Source organism: Micromonospora sp. NPDC049374, from assembly GCF_040677165.1.
Classification (GTDB): domain Bacteria; phylum Actinomycetota; class Actinomycetes; order Mycobacteriales; family Micromonosporaceae; genus Micromonospora.
Window position 1 is genome coordinate 185,127 of sequence record NZ_JBFAQH010000002.1, and the last position, 21,017, is coordinate 206,143.

Annotated in this window: 17 protein-coding genes and 1 pseudogene; 12 read left to right on the forward strand and 6 right to left on the reverse strand. The window is 71.2% G+C overall.

Annotation, left to right across the window (positions count from 1 at the left end; translation table 11 throughout):
- Positions 1 to 22: 22 nt before the first annotated feature.
- Positions 23 to 1,009, reverse strand: coding sequence for a helix-turn-helix domain-containing protein (locus AB0J93_RS04245; RefSeq protein ID WP_363918018.1), 987 nt, complete (start codon positions 1,007 to 1,009; stop codon positions 23 to 25).
- A gap of 81 nt (positions 1,010 to 1,090) precedes the next feature.
- Here AB0J93_RS04245 and AB0J93_RS04250 point away from each other — a divergent pair, with 81 nt between their 5' ends.
- From AB0J93_RS04250 to AB0J93_RS04260, 3 genes are all read left to right on the forward strand, one after another.
- The gene (locus AB0J93_RS04250) at positions 1,091 to 2,380 is read left to right on the forward strand and encodes an MFS transporter (protein ID WP_363918546.1); all 1,290 of its coding nucleotides are present in this window, start codon (positions 1,091 to 1,093) and stop codon (positions 2,378 to 2,380) included.
- A gap of 99 nt (positions 2,381 to 2,479) precedes the next feature.
- Positions 2,480 to 3,916, forward strand: coding sequence for a PQQ-binding-like beta-propeller repeat protein (locus AB0J93_RS04255; protein WP_363918020.1), 1,437 nt, complete (start codon positions 2,480 to 2,482; stop codon positions 3,914 to 3,916).
- Between the two features lie 215 nt (positions 3,917 to 4,131).
- Entirely contained in the window at positions 4,132 to 5,796 is a 1,665-nt protein-coding gene (locus tag AB0J93_RS04260) for a fumarate hydratase (RefSeq protein WP_363918022.1), read from the forward strand.
- 60 nt (positions 5,797 to 5,856) lie between these two features.
- Here the strand turns inward: AB0J93_RS04260 and AB0J93_RS04265 are convergent, their stop codons facing one another.
- On the reverse strand, positions 5,857 to 8,250 hold the full coding sequence (locus tag AB0J93_RS04265; RefSeq protein ID WP_363918024.1) for a hypothetical protein: 2,394 nt from the start codon (positions 8,248 to 8,250) through the stop codon (positions 5,857 to 5,859).
- A 195-nt stretch (positions 8,251 to 8,445) separates the two neighbouring features.
- On the opposite strand from AB0J93_RS04265, the gene AB0J93_RS04270 reads away from it, so the two are divergent.
- Positions 8,446 to 9,855, forward strand: coding sequence for a class II fumarate hydratase (locus tag AB0J93_RS04270; protein WP_363918026.1), 1,410 nt, complete (start codon positions 8,446 to 8,448; stop codon positions 9,853 to 9,855).
- 178 nt (positions 9,856 to 10,033) lie between these two features.
- Here AB0J93_RS04270 and AB0J93_RS04275 read toward each other — a convergent pair whose 3' ends face one another.
- Complete coding sequence (locus AB0J93_RS04275) at positions 10,034 to 10,312, reverse strand: hypothetical protein (RefSeq protein WP_363918028.1); 279 nt, start codon at positions 10,310 to 10,312, stop codon at positions 10,034 to 10,036.
- Positions 10,313 to 10,723: 411 nt separating this feature from the next.
- On the opposite strand from AB0J93_RS04275, the gene AB0J93_RS04280 reads away from it, so the two are divergent.
- Genes AB0J93_RS04280 through AB0J93_RS04290 form a run of 3 tightly spaced genes read left to right on the forward strand, consistent with a single transcriptional unit; the run spans position 10,724 to position 12,104 of the window.
- On the forward strand, positions 10,724 to 11,536 hold the full coding sequence (locus AB0J93_RS04280; protein WP_363918548.1) for a helix-turn-helix transcriptional regulator: 813 nt from the start codon (positions 10,724 to 10,726) through the stop codon (positions 11,534 to 11,536).
- Positions 11,527 to 11,712, forward strand: a complete 186-nt coding sequence (locus AB0J93_RS04285; RefSeq protein ID WP_363918030.1) for a DUF397 domain-containing protein — start codon at positions 11,527 to 11,529, stop codon at positions 11,710 to 11,712. The genes AB0J93_RS04280 and AB0J93_RS04285 overlap by 10 nt, the downstream gene beginning before the upstream one ends.
- Positions 11,709 to 12,104, forward strand: a complete 396-nt coding sequence (locus AB0J93_RS04290; RefSeq protein WP_363918032.1) for a pyridoxamine 5'-phosphate oxidase family protein — start codon at positions 11,709 to 11,711, stop codon at positions 12,102 to 12,104. The genes AB0J93_RS04285 and AB0J93_RS04290 overlap by 4 nt, the downstream gene beginning before the upstream one ends.
- 26 nt (positions 12,105 to 12,130) lie before the next feature.
- On the opposite strand, the gene AB0J93_RS04295 is transcribed toward AB0J93_RS04290, so the two are convergent.
- Complete coding sequence (locus tag AB0J93_RS04295; RefSeq protein ID WP_363918550.1) at positions 12,131 to 12,676, reverse strand: CGNR zinc finger domain-containing protein; 546 nt, start codon at positions 12,674 to 12,676, stop codon at positions 12,131 to 12,133.
- A gap of 83 nt (positions 12,677 to 12,759) precedes the next feature.
- Between AB0J93_RS04295 and AB0J93_RS04300 the strand changes: the two genes are divergently transcribed.
- The 3 genes and pseudogenes from AB0J93_RS04300 (at position 12,760) to AB0J93_RS04310 (ending at position 16,184) form a co-directional block, all read left to right on the forward strand.
- Positions 12,760 to 13,719, forward strand: a complete 960-nt coding sequence (locus tag AB0J93_RS04300) for an EamA family transporter (RefSeq protein WP_363918034.1) — start codon at positions 12,760 to 12,762, stop codon at positions 13,717 to 13,719.
- Positions 13,720 to 13,732: 13 nt separating this feature from the next.
- Positions 13,733 to 14,472 (forward strand): annotated as a pseudogene (locus AB0J93_RS04305) (HAD family hydrolase).
- Positions 14,473 to 14,507: 35 nt separating this feature from the next.
- Positions 14,508 to 16,184, forward strand: coding sequence for a S8 family serine peptidase (locus AB0J93_RS04310; RefSeq protein WP_363918036.1), 1,677 nt, complete (start codon positions 14,508 to 14,510; stop codon positions 16,182 to 16,184).
- Positions 16,185 to 16,243: 59 nt separating this feature from the next.
- On the opposite strand, the gene AB0J93_RS04315 is transcribed toward AB0J93_RS04310, so the two are convergent.
- Positions 16,244 to 16,966 carry a DUF559 domain-containing protein gene (locus tag AB0J93_RS04315; protein WP_363918038.1) on the reverse strand — a complete coding sequence of 241 codons (723 nt, stop codon included), beginning with the start codon at positions 16,964 to 16,966 and terminating at the stop codon, positions 16,244 to 16,246.
- Positions 16,967 to 17,517: 551 nt separating this feature from the next.
- A complete protein-coding gene (locus AB0J93_RS04320) occupies positions 17,518 to 18,126 on the reverse strand; it encodes a helix-turn-helix domain-containing protein (protein WP_093403684.1) in 609 nt (202 codons plus the stop codon).
- A gap of 332 nt (positions 18,127 to 18,458) precedes the next feature.
- Here AB0J93_RS04320 and cysS point away from each other — a divergent pair, with 332 nt between their 5' ends.
- Together cysS and rlmB are read left to right on the forward strand one after the other, a co-directional pair.
- On the forward strand, positions 18,459 to 19,874 hold the full coding sequence (gene cysS / locus AB0J93_RS04325; RefSeq protein ID WP_363918040.1) for a cysteine--tRNA ligase: 1,416 nt from the start codon (positions 18,459 to 18,461) through the stop codon (positions 19,872 to 19,874).
- Positions 19,874 to 20,995: a 23S rRNA (guanosine(2251)-2'-O)-methyltransferase RlmB gene (gene rlmB / locus AB0J93_RS04330; protein WP_363918042.1), complete on the forward strand. Its 1,122-nt coding sequence runs from the start codon at positions 19,874 to 19,876 to the stop codon at positions 20,993 to 20,995. Before cysS ends, rlmB begins: the two co-directional genes overlap by 1 nt.
- Positions 20,996 to 21,017: the final 22 nt, after the last annotated feature.

The window sequence follows — 21,017 nt, forward strand, 5'->3', positions numbered from 1 at the left end:
GAGGGCACACCGAGCAGCGGGGTCAGTCGGCGGTGAGAGCGTCGCCGAGCGGGGTGCGGCGGTAGCGGACGGACCGGCCGGAGCGGACCCGGGTGATCAGGCCCGCGTCGCGCAGCACGGACAGGTGGTCACCGACGCCGCCCAGGCTCATCCCGAGTTGCACGACGAGCTGACTGGTCGTGGCGGGCAGGGCGAGTGCCCGCAGCACCGCCGCCCGGGACCGCCCGACCAGCCGGTCCAGCGCGTCCTCAGGTCGACCCGGGTCGGGTGGCCCGAGCAGCTCGGCCACCCCGGAGGCCCGGTAGACGATCGCGAACGGCCAGGGCGGCTCGACATAGTTGATCATCATGCCGAAGACCGTGGGGATGAACAGCAGACCCCGGCCGTCCAGCGAGTAGCTGCGGGGGTCGCGGTCGGCCACCTCGATCGCGCCGAGGCCGCCGCCGGAGACCCAGCGCAGCCTCGGGTCCAGGTCGGCCACGGCGGCCCCCCAGCCGTACGCGAGCAGGCGGCCCGCGCGATGCACCAGGTCCCGCTCCAGCACCGCCCGCAGTCGCGGCCAGTCCGGCTGTACCAGGGCCATCCACGACGCCTCGATCGCGTCGGCCAGCCGGTCGACAACGTCCGGCGACTCGTAGATCCGGCGGGCGTACGCCGGTGGGGTGCGCAACCCGGCGAGGTTGCGGGACAGTTCGTCGCGGGCCTGCCCGAGCGGCGTGGCCCGGACCACGGCCAGTTCGTCGGCGAAGGTGCGACCGATGCCGTCGGGCGGCGGCTGGATGAAGTCTGCGTTGTAGCCACCCCGGCGCAGCAGCGCCATCAGCGCGCCCACCGCCGGGCAGTCCCGGCGCAGGCGCTCGAACACCGATCGGGTGCGGGCCACCCAGGGGGCCAGCCCCGGCACGGCGTGCTGGCCGGCGTGGACGCGCAGCGCCCAGACCGCCTCGCCCAGCGGTGAGATGGCGTACCGGCTGGCCGCCACGTCCGCCGGGGTGACCTCGATCCGCATCTCCCGACCTTTCGTTCTCCAGCGAAAGGATAGAGCGGTCCGGTACCCGCCACCACGCTTGACGGCGTGGACAACACCAGCATGAACGCGCCGAGGGTGGCCGACCGGCAGGCCACCTTCCGGGACGTCTTCGCCGTCGCCGAGTTCCGGGTGATCTTCGCCAGCTACGGGATCTTCATAATCGGCGAGACGGTGAAGATGCTCGCCCTCTCCGTGCTCGTCTACGAGCGCACCGGGTCCGGTCTGCTGGCCGCACTCGCGTACGTCACCGGATTCCTGCCGCACGCACTGGGTGGGCTGTTCCTGCTGGCCCTGGCCGACCGGTGGCCGGCCCGCGCCCTGATCGTCGGCTACGACCTGGTGCGGCTCGCCATGGTGGCGGTGCTCGCCACGGGTGCGCTATCCCCGTCGGCGATGCTCGGCCTGGTCGCCGTCGTGGCCCTCTTCGGTCCGGTGAGCAGCGCGTCGCGTACCGCGTTGCTGCCCGAGATGCTGCACGGTGACACGTACGTGCTCGGTCGTTCGCTGCTCACCGTGGCCGCCGGGGGCACGCAGGTGGCCGGTTTCGCCGTCGGTGGTCTGCTGCTCGGGCTGGTCGGCCCGTACGGCGCGCTCTGGCTGACCGCGGCGACCTGTGGCCTCTCCGCATTGCTGGTGCGGTTCGGGCTCGCCCACCGCCCGGCTCGCGCTGGGCGGACGGGTGGCGGCCCGAGGGCCGGCGCCTTCCGGGAGACCCTGCGGGTGAACCGGCAGCTACTCGCCGACCGCAGGATTCGTGGGCTGCTGCTCGCCCAGTGGCTGCCCGGGTCGCTGCTGGTAGGTGCCGAGGGGGTGGCGGTGCCGTACGCGGCCGACCTCGGGCCGGGTGCCAACGCCGGCATCCTGCTGATGGCCGGTGCGGGCGGCATGCTGGTCGGCGACCTGCTGGTGGGACGGTTCGTGGCGCCGGCCCGGCGGGAACGCTTGACGCCGTGGCTGGCCCTGCTGCTCGGCGTACCCATGCTGGCGTTCCTGGCCCGACCGGCGCTGCTGCCCGCGGCGACCCTCTTCGCGGTGGCGACCGCGGGGTTCGCCTACCAGCTCGGGCTGGCCCGGCGGTTCCTCGACGCGGTCCCCGAGGTACGCCGAGGACAGGCGTTCGGCCTGGTCAGCACCGGCATGATGGCCGCGCAGGGGCTGGCCGCCGCCGGGGCCGGCGCGCTGAGCGAGGTGCTCGCGCCAGGTGTGGTGATGGCCGGCGCCGGAGCCGCTTCGATCATCGCGACGCTGCTTCTCTGGCCGGTCCTCGCCCCCGGTGGCCGACGCTCACCTGCGCTTCCGGCGGACCCCACGCCGACCGCGCCGGCCCCTGCGGTGTCCGCTGACCGCTGAGGTCAACCACCGTGCCCGCGGTGCCGCCAACGCGATCTTTCCGACGCGACACGCGGGGCGGTGCGGGCGGTGGTGAGCACGGATGGCTACCGTGTCCCGGTGGCGAAGGGGAGCGGCCTCGGCGTACGTAGCTGGCTGCTGCTCGGCCTGATCACGGTGGTGGTGCTCGCCGCTACCGGAGTCTGGAACCCGTTCCCCACCATGTGGGACTGGGTGAACCGGCCCCAGCCGATCTCCCAGCCGGACGTGGTCTGGCAGCAACGGATCGGCGGCACCCCGCGCAGCGTCACCATCGCCGGGGAGAGCGTCGTGATCGAGCAGCGCACCCGGGTGGAGGCCCGCAGCCTGGCCGCCGGCACGCAGCTCTGGGAGCGCAAGGCCGACTGGAGCGCGGTCACCGGCGCCGGGCAGGAAGCCGTCGTCGTCGTGGGCAAGCTGCTGGTCAAGGGGTACGAAGTGCTCGACCCCACCACGGGCGTGACCCGCCGCCGCGACGATGACGCGGTGGCCGTCTGGACGTACCGCAACCTGCTGCTGGACGCCCGTTGCGTGGCGGCCACCGACTGCACGTTGAGTGCCTGGGACCCGCGCGGCACCGTTCCGCTGTGGACCGCCTTCCTGCCCGGGGTCAGTACCGGACTGCTCGCCGACAACCCGAATCTGCTCGACAGCCGACGGCTCACCAGCAACCGGATCGACGGCGAGGTGGCCGGCCCGGAGGCGGTACCGCCGCTGCTCGGCTTCCCGGTCGACGGCCGGGTACACGTGGTGGACACCGCCACCGGCCGGGTGCTGCAGAACGTCGAACCCGGCCGGGAGGAGCGGCTCGCCGTGATCGGCGGGCGCCTGCTGCGTATCACCGCCCGGTCGCAGGACGGCAGCTGCTACTACACCATCTCCGGTCGGGACTCGGCCACCGGGCAGGAGGCGTGGCAGCAGTCGGGGCTCAACCTCCGCACCGCCGACAGCGCCGGTTGCGTGCAGCGGGAGGACCCGTACGGTGCCCGGAACGTGGTGCTCGGCGTTTCGCCGGACGGCCGGGAGGCGGTCCTGGACGGGTACGACGGGCGGCTGTTGCTGGTCACCGCCAACGCCGAACGGGTGCTCGCCGTCGACGACCGGTACGCGCTGGTGCGTGCCGCCGACGGCGACGCCGTCTCCGCCCGCGAACTCGGTGCCGGGCGGACCCGGTGGAGCCGGCCGGCAGGGAAGAAGGCGGGCGCGGCTCTCACCCCGTACGCGGCGATCGTCGCCGACGAGAAGCCCAACCGGCTGGTCGCGCTCGATCCGCGCAGCGGGCGGGAACTGGCCGTGCTACGTACCTCGGCGAACGCCCTCGCCGTGGGGCCCGCCGGCATGGTCATCGGGGAGGGCCGGGAGATCGGGTACGTCCGGTTCGGCGCGACGGCCGGCGGCACGCCGGGCGAGGCCGACGGGGCGGGCCCCGGGCCCGCCGGCAGCGGCGCGGCGCCGCAGCCCCAGGACAGTTGCGGTCCGAAGAACGAGCAGTGCGCCGCCCCTGACCCCGGTAAATGATCGCGCCCCCCGGCGGGTGGGACGGACCGAACCTTCTGCCCTAGGCTTTGCCGTCATGAGCGAGCGGCAGCGAGCGAATCATCGGCCCGGTGCGGTGGTGCCTCACGGCGGCACGGAGCGAAGCGGAGTGCCGTCATGAGCGAGCGGCAGCGAGCGAATCTTCAGCCCGGTGCGGTGGTGCCTCACGGCGGCACGGAGCGAAGCGGAGTGCCGTCGTGAGCGCCGCCGACTTTGCGTACGCCCCGCTGCTGCCGACCGGTCCGGACCAGACGGACTACCGCCTGGTCACCGACGAGGGCGTCGACGTGGTCAACGGCCCCGGTGGTCGCCGGTTCCTGACGGTCGAACCGGCCGCCCTGACCGCGCTGACCGCCGAGGCGATGCACGACATCGCGCATTTCCTGCGCCCCGCGCACCTCGCCCAGCTTCGGTCGATCATCAATGACCCGGAGGCCTCCCCGAACGACCGGTTCGTCGCGCTTGACCTGCTGCGCAACGCCAACATCGCCGCCGGTGGGGTGCTGCCGATGTGCCAGGACACCGGCACCGCGATCGTGATGGGCAAGCGGGGTCGGCACGTGCTCACCGACGGAACCGACGCCGAGGCGATCTCGCGGGGCGTGTGGCAGGCGTACACCCGGTTGAACCTGCGCTACTCGCAACTCGCCCCGCTGACCATGTGGGAGGAGCGCAACACCGGCAGCAACCTGCCCGCGCAGGTCGAGTTGTACGCGGAGGACCCGGACGGCCACCCCGACGCGTACAAGTTCCTCTTCATGGCCAAGGGCGGCGGCTCGGCCAACAAGTCGTACCTCTACCAGGAGACCAAGGCGCTGTTGAATCCGACGCGGATGATGCAGTTCCTGGAGGAGAAGCTGCGGCTGATCGGCACCTCGGCCTGCCCGCCGTACCACCTCGCCGTGGTGATCGGCGGCACCAGCGCCGAGTACGCCCTGAAGACCGCCAAGTACGCCTCCGCGAAGTACCTCGACGCCCTGCCCACCTCCGGCTCGATGACCGCGCACGGCTTCCGGGACCTGGAGCTGGAGGCCGAGGTGCTGGAGTTGACCCGCAACTTCGGCATCGGCGCGCAGTTCGGCGGGCGCTACTTCTGCCACGACGTGCGGGTGGTGCGGCTGCCCCGGCATGGCGCGTCCTGCCCGGTGGCGATCGCGGTGTCCTGCTCGGCCGACCGGCAGGCGGTGGCCAAGATCACCCCGTCGGGCGTGTGGCTGGAACGACTCGAAACCGACCCGGCCCGCTTCCTGCCCGAGGTCACCGAGGCGCAGCTGGACGCGACCGAGGTGGTACGCGTCGACCTCAACCGGCCGATGGACGAGATCCGCGCCGAACTGTCCAAGTACCCGGTGAAGACCCGGCTGTCGTTGAGCGGTCCGCTGGTGGTGGCCCGGGACATCGCTCACGCGAAGATCGCCGAGCGGCTGGACGCGGGTAAGCCGATGCCGCAGTACCTGCGCGATCACGCCGTCTACTACGCCGGGCCGGCGAAGACCCCGGAGGGCTACGCCTCCGGCTCGTTCGGCCCGACCACGGCCGGCCGGATGGACGCGTACGTGGCAAAGTTCCAGGCTGCCGGCGGCTCGATGGTGATGCTCGCCAAGGGCAACCGGTCGGCGCAGGTCACCCGCTCCTGCGAGCAGCACGGCGGGTTCTACCTCGGCTCGATCGGCGGTCCCGCGGCCCGGCTCGCCCAGGACTGCATCAAGCACGTCGAGGTCCTGGAGTACGCCGAGTTGGGCATGGAGGCGGTCTGGAAGATCGAGGTGGAGGACTTCCCCGCCTTCATCGTGGTCGACGACAAGGGCAACGACTTCTTCGCCGAGGTCACGAAGCCGGTCCTCACCATCGGTCGCCGCTGACCGCACCGACATGACGAGGGGCGCCGGGCGGAAGCCCGACGCCCCTCGTCGTTCCGGACCTCAGCCCGGGTAGTTGACGTTGAAGTAGTAGTAGTCCTCGCCGGACGTGATGCCCGACGCGGTCCTGCTCGACACGTACAGGTAGTTGCTGCCGTCGTACTGCGGGGTCAACGTGATCGTCGCGGTGCCGTCGGCTCCGGCGACGACCGTCTGCTCCTCCCCGTTGTACCGGTAGACGAACTCGGTGCTGCCGGGCATCTGCGCGGTAAGCGTGAACTCGCCCGGAACGCCTGGGCCGCCCCCGCCGGTGGGCGGGTAGTCCGAGCTGCTCACGGTCGGGGCCAGCCGGTTGAGTATGAAGGAGTGCTCGGTCCCGTCCGAGACCATCGAGCCCATCGTGGCGCGTACGGTCAGCCGCACCCAGCCGGACCTGTCGGCGGGGTAGGACTGCGGCGTCCAGCTGATCGTGGCAACTCCGTCGGCGCCCGCCTCGACCGTCCGCTCCTCCTCGCCCTCGAAGGTGTAGACGTAACCGGTCACGCCGTCGCGGGCCGGGCGGAAGGTGAACTCACCGGCGACTCCCGGTCCGCCGCTCTCCTGGTAGACGGGGTAGTCCACCGACTCGATCGTCGGTGCCCACGACGTTGCTTCGAAGTACACGGAGGCGGTTCCCGAGACGGTGCCGTCGGCGGTCCGACTGTAGACCTCCATCCAGTGGAACCCGCCGAAGGTGGAGGCGAAGGTCACGCTCGCCGTCCCGTCCGCCTCGGCGGCGACCGTCTGCTCCGGTCCGCCGGCCACCGACCAGACGTACTCGGTCACGCCGGGCATGCCGGGACGGAAGACGAACGTACCGGGGGTACCGACGAGGGCGCCTTCGCCGCCTCCGATCGGGTACTGCTCCGAGGAGACGGTGGGCTCGGTCGCCAGGTAGAAGTTGAACTGCCCCTCGCCGCTGGGCAGCCCGCCGGAGGTTCGACTGGTCACGGTGATCCGGTTCGAGCCGGACTTGCGGGGAGTGATCGTCGCGGTGGCCGTGCCGTCCGCTCCCGCCGGTACGGTGACCGGCTCGCCGTCGTTGAGCCGGTAGGTGTACTCGATAACGTCCTCCATGCCGGGCGTGAACGTCAGCTCGCGGGGCTCGCCGATCGCGCCGTCCGGATTTCCGTCGGTGATCCGGGGGGCGGTGTCGCGCACCGTGAACTCGTACGTCGTCTGTGCCGAGCGGTTGCCGGTCCGGTCGGCGGCCTGCACGTACAGCCGGTTGCTGTAGGTGCGCGTCGGCGCGTGGCTGATGGTGGCGGCCCCCGACTCGTCGGCGGCCACGTAGGAGATCGGTCCGCTCTCGCCGTAGTAGTAGCCGGCGATGTCGTCCGCGCCCGGCGCGGTGAAGTGGAAGGTGCCGGGGATGCCCGGGCCGCCGTGACCTGGCGGATTCCACCCGGACGGGTAGTCGGTGGAGGTCACCGTCGGGGCCGGCGGCCGGACCGTGTCGACGGTGAACCGGCACTCCGGTGACCAGTCGGAGTTGGCGTGCTGGTCGGCGGCGCGCACCGAGAAGGCGTACGTACCGCCGTTGACAAACGCACCCTCCGGCACCGTGTAGGTGAAGCGGGTCGGTGCGTAGTAGTGGTAGGACGTCCACTCGGTGCGCTCGGTGGGCCGATCGACCGGCCACCAGGCGAAGGTCGCGGTCACCTGATCGCCGGCAAAACCGTCGACCTTGTCCGGGTCGGTGATCTCGGCGCTGAGTACCGGCCTGGTGGTGCCGATCAGACGGCCGTCCGCGCAGGTCCGACCTTCGACGGTCAGCGCGCTGGGTACGTCGGGTGCGGCGTTCGCCTCGATCGAGATGCCCAATGGGGTGAGCCACCGGCTGAAGCGCTTGTTCTTCTCGTGGTGCCCGGCGACCCGGGCCATCAGGGTGAGCTTGTCCTGCCCGTCGGCAACCGCCTGGCGCAGCGTCTCGGTGAGGTCGAGTTCCAGGTAGCTGGCCGGGCAGGCGGGGGAATCGAAGACGTCACCGGCGCGCTCGTGCACCTGCGGTGCGGTCTTCCAGGTCGGGGGCTGTGCCGGCGTGTCGGTACGCCAGATCTCGATCTTGCGAGGCTTCTCGCAGTCGGTCGCCGACGATTCGCCGATGACCCCACCGGCCCGAATGACGTCCTTGCCCTGATACGGCGTGAGGTCGAAGGTGAAGTACGCCCGGGAGGTGTGGTTGCCCTCGTCGGATTTCCAGGTACCGACCGGCACCTCGTCGGTGGTGCCGACCGGAAAAGCGACGGAGGGCTGCTTGGCGTCGGTGTAGCTGATGCTCGTCGCGCGTTCGAATCTGGTCACGCCGGCGGTTGCCGGCGTGGTGGTGCCGAGCACGGCGAGTGGTGCGGTCAGCAGGGCGGCCGCCCCGGTGACGAGGAATCGGCGCGGTGCGCGCCACTGGCGTGCGGTGCGCACGCCGGTGGTACCCCCGTTGTCATGCAACGTGCAAACCTCCTGAGCGGAGTGGCGAGATCTCGACGATCTTAAGAGCGTCACTGCCTGGGAGGCGCCAGACTTTCGGGTGGAAGCTGGCTCCCGGCCGGCTCGGTGGCTCATCCGGAATCGCGCGGCTGGGGCGAACATCTGCACGTCGTCGCGGTGCGCGGCAGGATGGTATGCGTGACGACTCCAGAGGCGACGGGCTACCGGATCGAACGCGACTCGATGGGCGAGGTGGAGGTGCCCGCCGAGGCGCTGTGGCGGGCACAGACGCAGCGGGCGGTGCAGAACTTCCCGATCTCCGGCCGAGGCATCGAGCCGGCCCAGATCCGGGCGCTGGCTCAGATCAAGGGGGCGGCGGCAGAGGTCAACGGCGACCTGGGGGTGATCGACGCGAACGTGGCCGCCGCGATCGCCGCCGCCGCGGCGCATGTGGCCGACGGCGGGTACGACGACCAGTTCCCGGTGGACGTGTTCCAGACCGGCTCCGGTACCTCGTCGAACATGAACACCAACGAGGTGATCGCCACCCTGGCCGGGCGGGAACTGGGCAGCAGCGTTCATCCCAACGACGACGTCAACGCCTCGCAGTCCAGCAACGACGTCTTCCCCTCATCCATCCATCTGGCGGCCACCGAGGCCGTCGTACGGGATCTGCTGCCGGCGCTGAACCACCTGGCCGCCGCGCTGGAGGCGAAGGCGTCGGAGTTCGAGACCGTCGTGAAGGCCGGGCGTACGCACCTGATGGACGCCACCCCGGTGACGCTCGGGCAGGAGTTCGGCGGGTACGCCGCCCAGGTCCGCTACGGCATCGAACGCTTGGAGGCCGCGTTGCCCCGGCTGGCCGAGCTGCCGCTGGGCGGTACGGCGGTCGGCACCGGCATCAACACGCCGCTCGGTTTCGCCGCCCGGGTGATCGAGAAGCTGCGCGCCTCGACCGGGTTGCCGTTGACCGAGGCGCGCAACCATTTCGAGGCGCAGGGCGCCCGGGACGCCCTGGTCGAGACGTCGGGGCAGCTGCGTACCGCCGCGGTCGGGCTCTACAAGATCGCCAACGACATCCGCTGGATGGGCTCCGGCCCGCGTGCCGGCCTGCGTGAACTGCGCATTCCGGACCTTCAGCCGGGGTCGTCGATCATGCCGGGCAAGGTCAACCCGGTGGTCTGCGAGGCCGTCCGGCAGGTCTGCGCGCAGGTGGTAGGCAACGACGCGACCGTGGCCTTCGCCGGCTCGCAGGGCGACTTCGAGCTGAACGTCATGCTGCCGGTGATGGGTCGCAACATCCTGGAGTCGATCCGGCTGATCGCCGCGTCGAGCCGCCTGCTCGCCGACCGGTGCGTGGTCGGCCTGGTCGCGGACGCCGAGGTCTGCCTGTCGTACGCCGAGGGCTCGCCGTCGATCGTCACACCGCTCAACCGCCACCTCGGCTACGACGAGGCCGCCTCGATCGCCAAGGAGGCGCTGGCGAAGCAGATCTCCATCAAGGAGGTGGTGATCTCGCGGGGCCATCTCGACTCCGGCAAACTCTCGGAGACCCAGTTGGAGGAGGCGCTCGACCTGCTCCGCATGACCCACCCCTGACCTGGCCCCGCCGACCCGCGCCCGCCGGTCGGCTCGCGCCCGCCCAGGCCCGCCCGCCCGCGCCCGCCCGTCGGTCTGCGCCCTCGCCTGCCGGTCGGGCTGGCTTGATCGACTCCGGTTGCGGCATCTCGGCCCATCCGGGGGGCTGATGGCCGCAAGATGCCGCAACCGGAGTCGATCAGTCATCTGCCATTCGATGCCTGGGCACCCAGGCGAGGAAGCGGGCGAAGAGCGCCGCTGGATCCGGACCGTCCTGCGGGTTCAGTCGGTACAGATCGGCGGCAGCCTCGTGCAGCACCGCGCAGAGGTAGATGCTGAGCGCGACCCGGTCGTGGGCGTACTCGGTGACAAGATCGAGCCGTGCGGCGGCGCAGGGCCACGGTGCGGCGCAGACCCGGCAGAGCCAGAGCGGCCGCAACGGCAGGTGTGCCCGGCGTGACACGCCAGGGGCCGTCATCCTCGGCCACCAGCGTCCGGGGGACGAGCAGCCCCGAACGCGGCGCGAGGTCCGGCCCAGGGAGCGCTCCGGAGCGCGGTTCGAGTTCGGTCGGCGCAGCGTTCCGGGGCGCCTCGGGGTGCGGTCCGGGCGGTAGCGGGCGTAGTCCGGGACATGGGGCTGCCTTCCTGTCGAGCTGAACCGCTTACGTCATCGCCCCGGCGGTGGGACCGCCCGGCCGGGGGAGCGGACGGTCCCACCTCGACGCCGCACTCGGGGGATGAGCGGCGAGCGTCGCGCTTCACAGTCTGCTGAGGACGCCCCTACGCTCGGAAGTGTTTGTGCCTGCTGTCCGAGAGCCACTGCCGGTGGCCGGGTTGCCGGTGGCGTGGCGCTGGAGTCGATCGACCGGTTGTTGGAGGGCGGTTGGAGATGGCGGGTGGGCAGCTGACGGCGGCGGCGTTCCTGGTTGCGGAGCTGCGTCGGGCGCGGGTCCGACAGGGATGGAGTCAGGAAGAGTTGGCCAAGGCCGTCAACTACTCGCCGTCGATGGTCAGCGCGGTCGAACTGGGCCAGCAGCCACCCACCCCGAAGTATCTGGACCTGGTGGACAAGGCCCTCGACACCGGCGGCATCTTCGGTCGCATGCTCACCGACCTGGTAGCCCTCGACAAAGCCCAGGTCTGGTTACGCGGCTGGCGCGCCATCCTCGAAGAGGCGCAGGCGCTGCGATGGTTCGAACCGGTGCGGGTGCCGGGTCTGCTCCAGACCGAGCCCTACGCCCGCGCGATCTTCGAGGCTGATGACTCGCTGAGCCGTGTCGAGCGCGAGGAGCGCCTGGCCGACCGTATGGCTAGCCAGGCTGTCCTATGTCAGGAACATCCGCCGCGAGCGGTGTTCGTGCTCGACGAGTCTGCGCTGCGGCGGCGAGTCGGTGGTCGGAAGGTGATGCTCGACCAGACGGAACATCTGATCACAATCGGCACCGACCATCCCTCGGTTCGACTGCACGTTGTGCCGCTGTCGGCCGATGAGTACCCGGGTCTCAATGGTCCGTTCATCCTCGCCAGGTTCCGCGACGGGACCGATGTCGCGTATCTCGGTGGTCAAATCGGTGGCCGAGAACTGGATCAGGCATCGGATCTGTCGATGCTCCAACGGGTCTGGGAGGCTACTCTCGGCGCGGCGTTGCCGCCGCAGGAGTCGACGGAACTGCTGAAGGGGATCGCGGAGTCGTGGAACTGATCGGTGCGCAGTGGCGTAAGAGTAGCCGCAGCGGTTCCAGCGACCAGTGTGTTGAGGTGGCGACCAGTCTTCGGGTGGTAGGGGTGCGGGACAGTAAGGATCCGGCTGGGCCGGTGCTGAGCTTTGAGGCGTACGCCTGGCGGGTTTTCGTCGCGGCACCGCCGCGCCGGACGTGACCACCTCGCCCGGCGCGGAGGTGTTGGAGCGGCTGGCGCGGGAGCGGGTCGTGTGGATCTGCACGCTGCGGCCGGACGGCTCGCCGCATCTGACGCCGGTCTGGTTCCACTATGTCGAGGGCGAGTGGTGGATCGGCTCCGGTGAGCGCAATCGGAAGGTTCACAACATCGCTGCCGACCCCCGGGTGTCGCTGGCGCTGCCCGACGGAGATGCGCCGGTCGTCGCGGAGGGCGAGGCGAGCATCGTCCGCCAGCCCTTCCCGCCCGACGTGGTCGAGGCGCTTCGTCGCCGGTACGACGGTTGGGACGTCACGGTTGACGGCCCGGACGGCCGCTACGTGCTGCTCCGGGTGGTGGTGACCCGCTGGCTGATGGCCGGCCGTGCCCGCTGACAAGCGTCGCGCTCACGCGTCGGAGGTCAGGAGCGGGCGGCGGCCCGGCGCGCCCGGTAGGCGCTGACGGCGGCCCGGTTGCCGCAGCCGGCCTCACAGAATCGGCGGGAGCGGTTCTTGGAGAGGTCGACCAGCACGTTGTCGCAGTCGGGGTGCTCGCAGATGCGTAGCCGGCGCAGTTCGCCGCCGCGTACCACGTCTGCGACGGCCATCGCCGCCTCGACCGCGATTCGGGCGGCGAGCGGGGCGTCCCGGGGCACGGCGTGCAGATGGTAGGGCTCAGTGTCGTGCGTGATGAGCTGGGGCAGCGCGCGGTGCTCGCGGAGCAGGGCGTTGACGATCGACACGATCTCGTCCACCTCGGCGTACCAGATCCGGCGGAGACGGGGGCGCAGGGCGCGTACCGCTCGTAGCTCGGTGTCGGTGTGCTCGTGCCGGCCGCTGTAGGAGTGACTGGTGAAGAAGGCGTCCAGGGCGGCGACATCCGGGAGGCCCTCTCCGCTGGATCCGCCGGTGTTGACAAGCGCTGCGGCGGCGATCAGGGAGCACTCAGTGTCATGGGCGAAAAGCAACTTGACTCCTGTCGCGGCTCGACCTAGCGTCATCGGCGTAACCTATTTTGCCCATGGCGGGCAGTCGTGCCAAGGAGAGCCCCATGCGTCAACCGCCCGCCGCAGGTACCGGTCTCGCGCTGGCGCTGCTCTCCGCGATCACCTTCGCCACCTCGGGCACCTTCGCCCGATCCCTGATCGACGCCGGCTGGTCGGCCGAGGCGGTCGTCATCGCCCGGGTCGGCGTCGCCGCCCTGATCCTGATGGTGCCCGCCGTGCTCGTCCTGCGGGGGCGGTGGCCGGTGTTGCGCCGCAACCTCGCCTCGATCGGCGTCTTCGGGCTGCTCGGGGTCGCGGTCGCGCAGGCGTGCTTCTTCAACGCCGTACGGTACCTGCCGGTCGGCGTCGCGTTGCTGCTGGAATACCTCGGCATCATTCTCGTCGTCGGTTGGACCTGGCTGGTGCAGGGCCAGCGTCCCCGGCGGCTGACCGTCGCCGGTTCGGTGGCGGCCATGGTCGGGCTGGTCTTCGTGCTCGACGTGACCGGGACGGGCCGGCTCGACGTGGTCGGCGTCCTCTGGGGACTCGGTGCGGCGGTCGGGCTGGCCGGATACTTCGTGCTCGCCGGCCGGGTCGACCCGGCCCTGCCGTCGACGGTCATGGCCAGTGGCGGGATGGCCGCCGGCGCCGGCGTGCTGTTGCTGCTCGGCCTGAGTGGCGCGTTGCCGTTGCGGGCCACCTTCGACACCGTGCAGTTCGCCGGCACGCAGACCAGTTGGCTGGTGCCGATCGCCGGTCTGACGCTGGTGGCCGCAGTGGTCGCCTACCTGGTGGGGATCGCCGCGGTGCGGGCGCTTGGCTCCCGGATGGCCTCCTTCGTCGGGCTGACCGAGGTGATGTTCGCGGTCCTGATCGCCTGGCTGGTCCTGGGAGAGCTGCCGACGGTGGTGCAACTGTTCGGCGGACTGCTGATCGTCGCAGGTGTGGCGCTCGTCCGCCTCGACGAGCTGCGGATCCCCGTCCAGCCGGCTCCGCTGAAGGCGACGGAGCCCGCCCTGCGGTGACATGCTGAACGGCATGCTGAGCACGGTGGTGTTCGATGCCGACGAAACCCTGATCGATCTGCGTCCGGCCGTCACCGCAGGGCTGGAAGCCGTGCTGGCACAGATGCGGCGGTTGACCCCGGTCGCGGCCGGCGTCACGCTCGCCGACCTGGAATCGGACTGGGGCGCGGTCCTCGGCGACCTGGCCGCCGCGCCAGTGGCCGAGATCCGGCGTGCCGCCCTGGCCCGGTCCCTGGACCGGGCGGGTCTCCGTGCCCACCTGGACGAGATCAGCGCCATCTTCTTCGCCCGCCGCTTCGCGCTGACCCGGCCGTTCGCCGACACGCTGCCGGCGCTGGCGGCTCTGCGTCAACGATGGACGCTGGGCTTCGCCACCAACGGCAACAGCCGCGTCGAACGCTGCGGCCTCGTCGGCGAGTTCGCCTTCGAGGTGTACGCGCACTGCGACGGAGTGCCGAAGAAACCGGCCCCGGATTTCTACGCGGCGGTGTGCGCTGCCGCCGGAGTCGATCCGGCTCAGGTGGTACATGAGGCGACAACCCGGCCCATGACGTGGTCGGAGCACAGCAGGCGGGCCTGCGGGCCGTGTGGCTGAACCGCCGAGGCGAGCGGTTGCCGGCCGATGTGGTGCCGGATGCCGTGGTCACGACCCTGACCGAGCTGCCCAGCGTGCTGGCCGATCTTTCCGGCGAAGCGGATCTTCCGCCGTTAATCCGGCGCTGCTCTGGCGAAACCTCACGCGTTGATGTCTGATGACGCCACGTCCCTCAACGAGAGGATCCGATGTGGTGAGCAAGCGCTTCACCGTCGGTGCCGTCGCAACCGCGACGGCGCTGACACTCACGGTCACAGGTCTGGGAGTGCCCGCCAGCGCCGAGCCGGCGGACCTGCGGACCTTCACCGTGGTCGCCGAGGACGGCGTCTCCACCGACGCGGCGCTGGCCGCGATCCGGTCGGCGGGCGGGACCGTGGTGTCCCGCAGCGACGAGGTCGGTGTCTACCAGGTGACGACCGACCGGGCCGACTTCGCGACGAAGGCGACCTCCGCCGCCGCCCTGATCGGCGCGGCCGAGGAGAAGGCCATCGGGCGCAAACCGCGCCTTGACCGGGTCGAGCAGGAACACCTGCTGGCCGCCGCGGCCGCCAAGGGCACCGGTAAGCAGCGGGGCAAGAAGATGGACCCGCTGGACGACAAGCTCTGGGGTCTGGAGATGATCCGGGCCGACAAGGCGCGCAAGGTGGAGCCCGGCGACCGCCGGGTGACGGTCGGCGTCCTTGACACCGGCGTGGACGCCGGTCACCCCGACATCGCCCCCAACTTCGACTGGGCGCTGTCGCGCAACTTTGCCCCCGACATCCCCGAGATCGACGGTGAGTGCGAGGTGGCGAGCTGCCTCGACCCGGTCGGCACCGACGACGGCGGCCACGGTACGCACGTCGCCGGCACCATCGGCGCTGCCGCCAACGGCTTCGGTCTCTCCGGTGTCGCGCCGAAGGTGTCTCTGGTCAACCTCAAGGGTGGCCAGGACTCCGGCTACTTCTTCCTCAACCCCGTGGTCAACGCCCTGCTGCACGCGGGCAGGTCGGGGCTCGACGTGGTCAACATGTCCTTCTACGTCGACCCGTGGCTCTACAACTGCACCGCGAACCCGGCCGACTCGCCGGAGGCGCAGGCGGCGCAGCGGGCCACCATCCGGGCGATGAAGCGGGCGCTGACCTTCGCCCACAACCGGGGCGTCACCCTGGTCGGCGCGCTCGGCAACAACCACGAGGATCTGGGCGACCCCCGAACCGACGTCTCCAGCCCTAACTACGGTGACGTCGCGCCCTATCCGCGCGAGATCGACAACGACAGCTGCTGGGACCTGCCCACCGAAGGGCCGCACGTCATCAGCGTCTCCTCGGTCGGCCCGTCGGGCAAGAAGTCCGACTTCTCCAACTACGGCACCGAGCAGACCGCTGTCGCCGCTCCCGGTGGCTGGTACCGGGACGGCTTCGGCACGGACACGTTCCGTACCGACGCCAACATGATCCTTTCCACCTACCCGAAGAAGGTCCTCCAGGAGGAGGGGGCGGTCGACGAGGACGGCAACATCGTGCCCGGCGCCGAGACCTTCGTGTTCAAGGACTGCAAGCGCAACGGGGAGTGCGGGTACTACACCTACCTCCAGGGCACCTCGATGGCGGCACCGCACGCCTCCGGGGTGGCCGCGCTCATCGTGAGCCGCTACGGCAAGAAGCAGGGCCGCAGTGGCTACGGCATGGCACCCGACCGGGTCGAGCAGCAGCTCCTGCGGACCGCTGCCGAGCGGGCCTGCCCGGAGCCGCGGCTGTTCAGCTACGCCAACGAAGGCCGGCCGGCCGAGTTCGACGCCTACTGCGACGGCTCGCGAAGCTTCAACGGCTTCTACGGGCACGGCATCATCGACGCGTACGCGGCGGTGACGGTCAAGCCGCGCCGATAGCACGCCGCTGATCGAAGGCACGATGGCCGGGCTGGAACCCTCAGCCCGGCCATCTGCTGTCATCGGTGCCACCCCCGGTCAAGTAGCGCAGCGCGGACTTCCCGGACGATCCCCGGGAAGTCCTGGTGGAGACGGCGACTGGTCACGTGCAGTACCAGCCAGCCGGCACCGACGAGACGGTTGAGTCGCTGGCGGTCCCGATGCAGCTGCTCGCGGTCCGAATGCCAGTGCCCGTCGTACTCCACCGCCACGCGGACGGCTGGCCAGGCGAGGTCCGGATGCAGGATCAGACCGCCGCACACCTGCACCGGATGCTGAACCACCGGTCGAGGCAGACCGGCCAGCACCAGGCGGATGCGCAGCTGTGACTCGGCCGGCGACTCGGCCGCCGGCTCAGCCAGATCGAACAGCCAGCTCGCCCGGCGTATCCCGGGACGGCCATCGTGCAGGGCCGCGAACTGGGCGAGAGCCGCTCGTGTGGTGAGTCCCCGGCCGAGCAGGGTGTCGATGATGGCGATCGCGCGGGTCGGCTCCAGCCAGACGGCGCTCTCCCATGCTGCCCGGGCCGGGTCGGTGCGGCGGAGCGTGCCCGTGCCGATGCCCGGGAGCCAAGGCTCCTCCGACATCGTGTGCACTTGCAGGCCAGGTTGACTGCGCAGCCCGGCTGGCGCCGGCACGAGCACGTGCACCTTGTCGGCGAAGCTTGCGGCGTGCTCGACCCCGTGCAGGTACGCCGCCGACGGGCCGGCGAAGGCTGCCGCGACCGGCAGTTGCAACGCCACGGCGCGGCAGGCCAATTCGTGATCGCGATCGAGCCGGGCATCGGCGTAAATGTCCCATCGTAATCGAGCCCAGGCGGAACTGCGAAGCTGATGCGTGGTGAGTAGGCCCTGGCGGACGGCCTCCGAGCCGCGGAAGACCTGCCACGCCAGGGCCCCCGGTCGGTGTGCTTGAGCTGGCATGAAAGAAGCCTGCGCGTCGTACGGCCGCCTCGGCAGCCCCTGTGGACAACCGCCGGCAGGGTCTCGGCCGTCCCCTGTGGATAACTCCCCCAGCCATCGCCGATTGTGCTATAGGCGTCCCTGCGGCCCCGCCCGCTCCGGCCCGCCCGTGCTGGCCTGGCCGTGCTAGCCCGCCCCGTCCTGACGGCCCGAGCGCGTGCCGCGCGACTTGCGGCAAGTTGGGCTTTCGAGCTGTGGTTTGGGCGCAACTTGCCGCAAGTCGGGCCGGGCCGGGCAGGGCGGTGCCGGGCAGGGCGGTGCCGGGCAGGGCGGTGCCGGGCCGGGCGGTGCCGGGCAGTGTCGGGCGGTAGGGCCAGGGGCAGGGCGGGCGGTCAGGTCAGGGCGGTGGTGATGGCGGTGGCGGCGGCCAGCACCTGTGCGCCGACCGTCTCGGCGTCCAGCGGGGCCAGGGCCACCACCCCGACGCTCGCCTCCAGGCCGGGTACCCCGAGCACCGGCGCGGCCACCCCGTACGCGCCTGATTGAAGCTCACCGGCGGTGCTCACCGGGCCGGCGTCGCCCGACCGGCCCGCCAGGATGGCCCGCCCGGCGGCCCCGCGCTCCAGCGGGTGTCGGGCCCCGGTCCGGTACGCGACGTGAAACGACGTCCAACTCGGCTCGACGACCGCCAGCGCGACACCCTCCCCACCTTCCACCACCGTGAGGTGAGCGGTGGCTCCGGCCTGTTCGGCGAGTCGCCGCAGCGCAGGCAGTGCCCCCTCGGCGAGCAGCGGTTGGGCCCGCCGGGCCAGGTGCAGCACCCCGGCGCCGAGGCGCAGCCGGCCGTCGGTGTCACGGCGCAGCATGCCGTGCCCGGCCAGCGGCCCGACCAGCCGGTAGACGGCGGCCCGACCGATGCCCAACCGGTTCGCGGCCTCGGTGACGGTCAACCCACCCGGGACGTCCGCCACCAGGTGCAGCAGCCGCAGCCCCCGGTCCAGGGTCTGCGACGCCTCGCCACCCCGCGCCGGCCCGCCTGACGCCGATCCGCTCGACGCCGACTCACCCGACGCCGGCCCGCTTGACGCCGATCCGCTTGACGCCGGCCCGCCGGCAAGTGTCGAGCCCACCGGGCCCACCGGGCCCACCGGGCCGTTCGGCACCGGGCTGTCCGGCGTCGGGCTGTCCGGCGGTGGTACGGCAGCGCCGGGCGTCGCTGGAGTGCTCACGACCAGCAGCGTACGGCCAGCGGGTGGTCATCGACAGGCTCGGAGCGGTCGGGTGCTACCAGGCTCCGACCGGGCAGGCAACAGCGGACGGCTACCCTTGTACGGTGACGCTACGCCTGTATGACACCGCCACCCGATCGGTGCGGGACTTCGTCCCGCGGGAAGCCGGCAAGGTGGGGGTCTACCTGTGTGGTCTCACCCTCCAGGCACCGCCGCACATCGGCCACCTTCGCTCCGGCGTCAACTACGACGTGTTGCGTCGCTGGCTGACGGCCGCCGGTTTCCAGGTCACCTTCATCCGCAACGTGACCGACATCGACGACAAGATCCTGGTCAAGGCGCAGGAGCAGCAGCGACCCTTCTGGTCGATCGCGTACGCGAACGAGTTGAAGCTCGCCGAGGCGTACCGGGCGCTGAACGTGCTGCCACCGAGCTACGAGCCACGGGCCACCGGTCACATTTCCGAGATGCACGAACTGATCGCGCAGTTGATCGAGCGGGGGCATGCCTACCCGGCCACCGACGGCTCGGGCGACGTGTACTTCGACGTGTGCTCGTGGCCGTCGTACGGGGCGTTGTCCAACCAGTCGCCGGACGACATGCAGTCCGCCGGTGACGCACCGGACCGGGGCAAGCGCGACCCGCGCGACTTCGCTCTCTGGAAGGGCACCAAGCCGGATGAGCCGGCGGACGCCTACTGGCCGTCGCCGTGGGGGCGGGGCCGACCCGGCTGGCACATCGAGTGCTCGGCGATGTGCTGGCGCTATCTGGGCGCGGAGTTCGACATCCACGGCGGGGGGCTCGACCTGACCTTCCCGCACCACGAGAACGAGTTGGCCCAGTCCCAGGCCGCCGGCCTGCCCTTCGCCCGGTACTGGGTGCATCACGGGCTGCTCAGCATCGGCGGGGCGAAGATGGGCAAGTCGCTGGGCAACGCCCTCGACCTCGACTACGTCGCCTCCCTCGGGGTGCGCCCGGTCGAGCTGCGCTACTACTACGTGGCCGCCCACTACCGTTCCCGGATCGACTACTCCGAGGAGGCGTTGCGCGAGGCGGCTGTCGCGTACCGGCGGATCGAGGGCTTCGTGACGCGGGCCGTGGAACGGGTCGGCGCGAATGGGCTGGGCGAGCTGCCGGCCGCGTTCGTCGCCGCGATGGACGACGACCTGAACACCTCGGCCGCGCTGGCGGCGCTGCACGAGGTACTGCGGGACGGCAACAACGCGCTGGCCGGCGGGGACGATGTGACCGTCCGCACCACGCTCGCCAGCGTCCGCGCAATGCTGGATATCCTCGGAGTCGACCCTCTCGACCCGGCCTGGACCGGCGGAGCCCGGGCGAGCGACCTCCGTGGTGTGGTGGACTCCCTGATCGCCCTGGCACTGGAACAGCGCGCGCAGGCCCGGGTCCGCAAGGACTGGGCCGCCGCCGACGCGCTGCGGGATCAACTCAAGCGGGCCGGAGTGGTGGTCGAGGACACCCCACAGGGACCGCGTTGGACTATTGGAGAGCAGGACTGATGGCCGGCAATTCGCAGCGCCGTGGTCGGCGGGTGGCGTCGAAGTCCAGTGCCCCGAAGGGGTCCGGCGGAAAGAACCGGGACTCCCTCGCCGGGCGCGGCCGGACGTTGCCGGCCGACGAGCGGCCCTGGCACAAGGCGTACTCGGGCACCGAGAAGCTGCCGCAGCGCACCGCCTGGAAGCAGGAGAAGGAGCGCCGGGCGGCCGCCGAGGAGGGGCGTGCCCCGAAGATCGGCCAGCCCGGCAGCAAGGACACCACCTGGGGCAAGGGCGGCGGCCGGGGCGCGGCCGTCGCGAAGCCGGTCCGGGGCAAGCAGCCCGCGGGGCGCAGCGGCCCCCGGGTAGCGCCGGGCCGCAAGTCCAACCCGGCGAAGGACACCCAGGAGCTGCTGGTCGGTCGCAACCCCGTGCTGGAGGCGCTGCGTACCCAGGTTCCGGCGACCGCGCTCTACACGGCGCAGGGCATCGACGTCGACGACCGGGTCAAGGAGATCATCCGTACCGCCGCTGACCGGGGCATCGCGAACCTTGAGGTCAGCCGCGCCGAGCTGGACCGGATGACCGGGGGCGTGCTGCACCAGGGCGTCGGTCTCCAGGTGCCGCCGTTCGCCTACGAGCCCTTCGAGGACCTGGTCGCCGCCGCGCTGGAACAGCCGGCACCGCTGCTGGTGGCGCTGGACGGGGTCACCGATCCGCGTAACCTCGGCGCGGTGATCCGCTCCGCTGCGGCGTTCGGCGCGCAGGGTGTCTTCGTACCGGAGCGGCGGGCGGCCGGGATCACCGCGACCGCCTGGCGGACCAGCGCGGGCGCGGCGGCCCGGGTGCCGGTGGCCCAGGTGACCAACCTGACCCGCTCGCTGAAGGCTTGCCAGGACGCCGGGTTCATGGTGGTCGGCCTGGACGCCGACGGGGAAACGGACCTGTACGACCTGGAGGCCGCCGTCGGTCCGCTGGTGGTGGTGGTCGGCTCGGAGGGGCGAGGGCTGTCCCGTCTGGTCGGGCAGACCTGCGACCTCACCGTCAGCATCCCGATGATCTCCGAGGTGGAGTCGCTCAACGCGAGCGTCGCCGCCGCCGTCACCCTGGCCGAGGTGGCGCGCCGCCGGGCCGTCGAGGGCTGAGAAACCGGAGAGCGTACGCGAA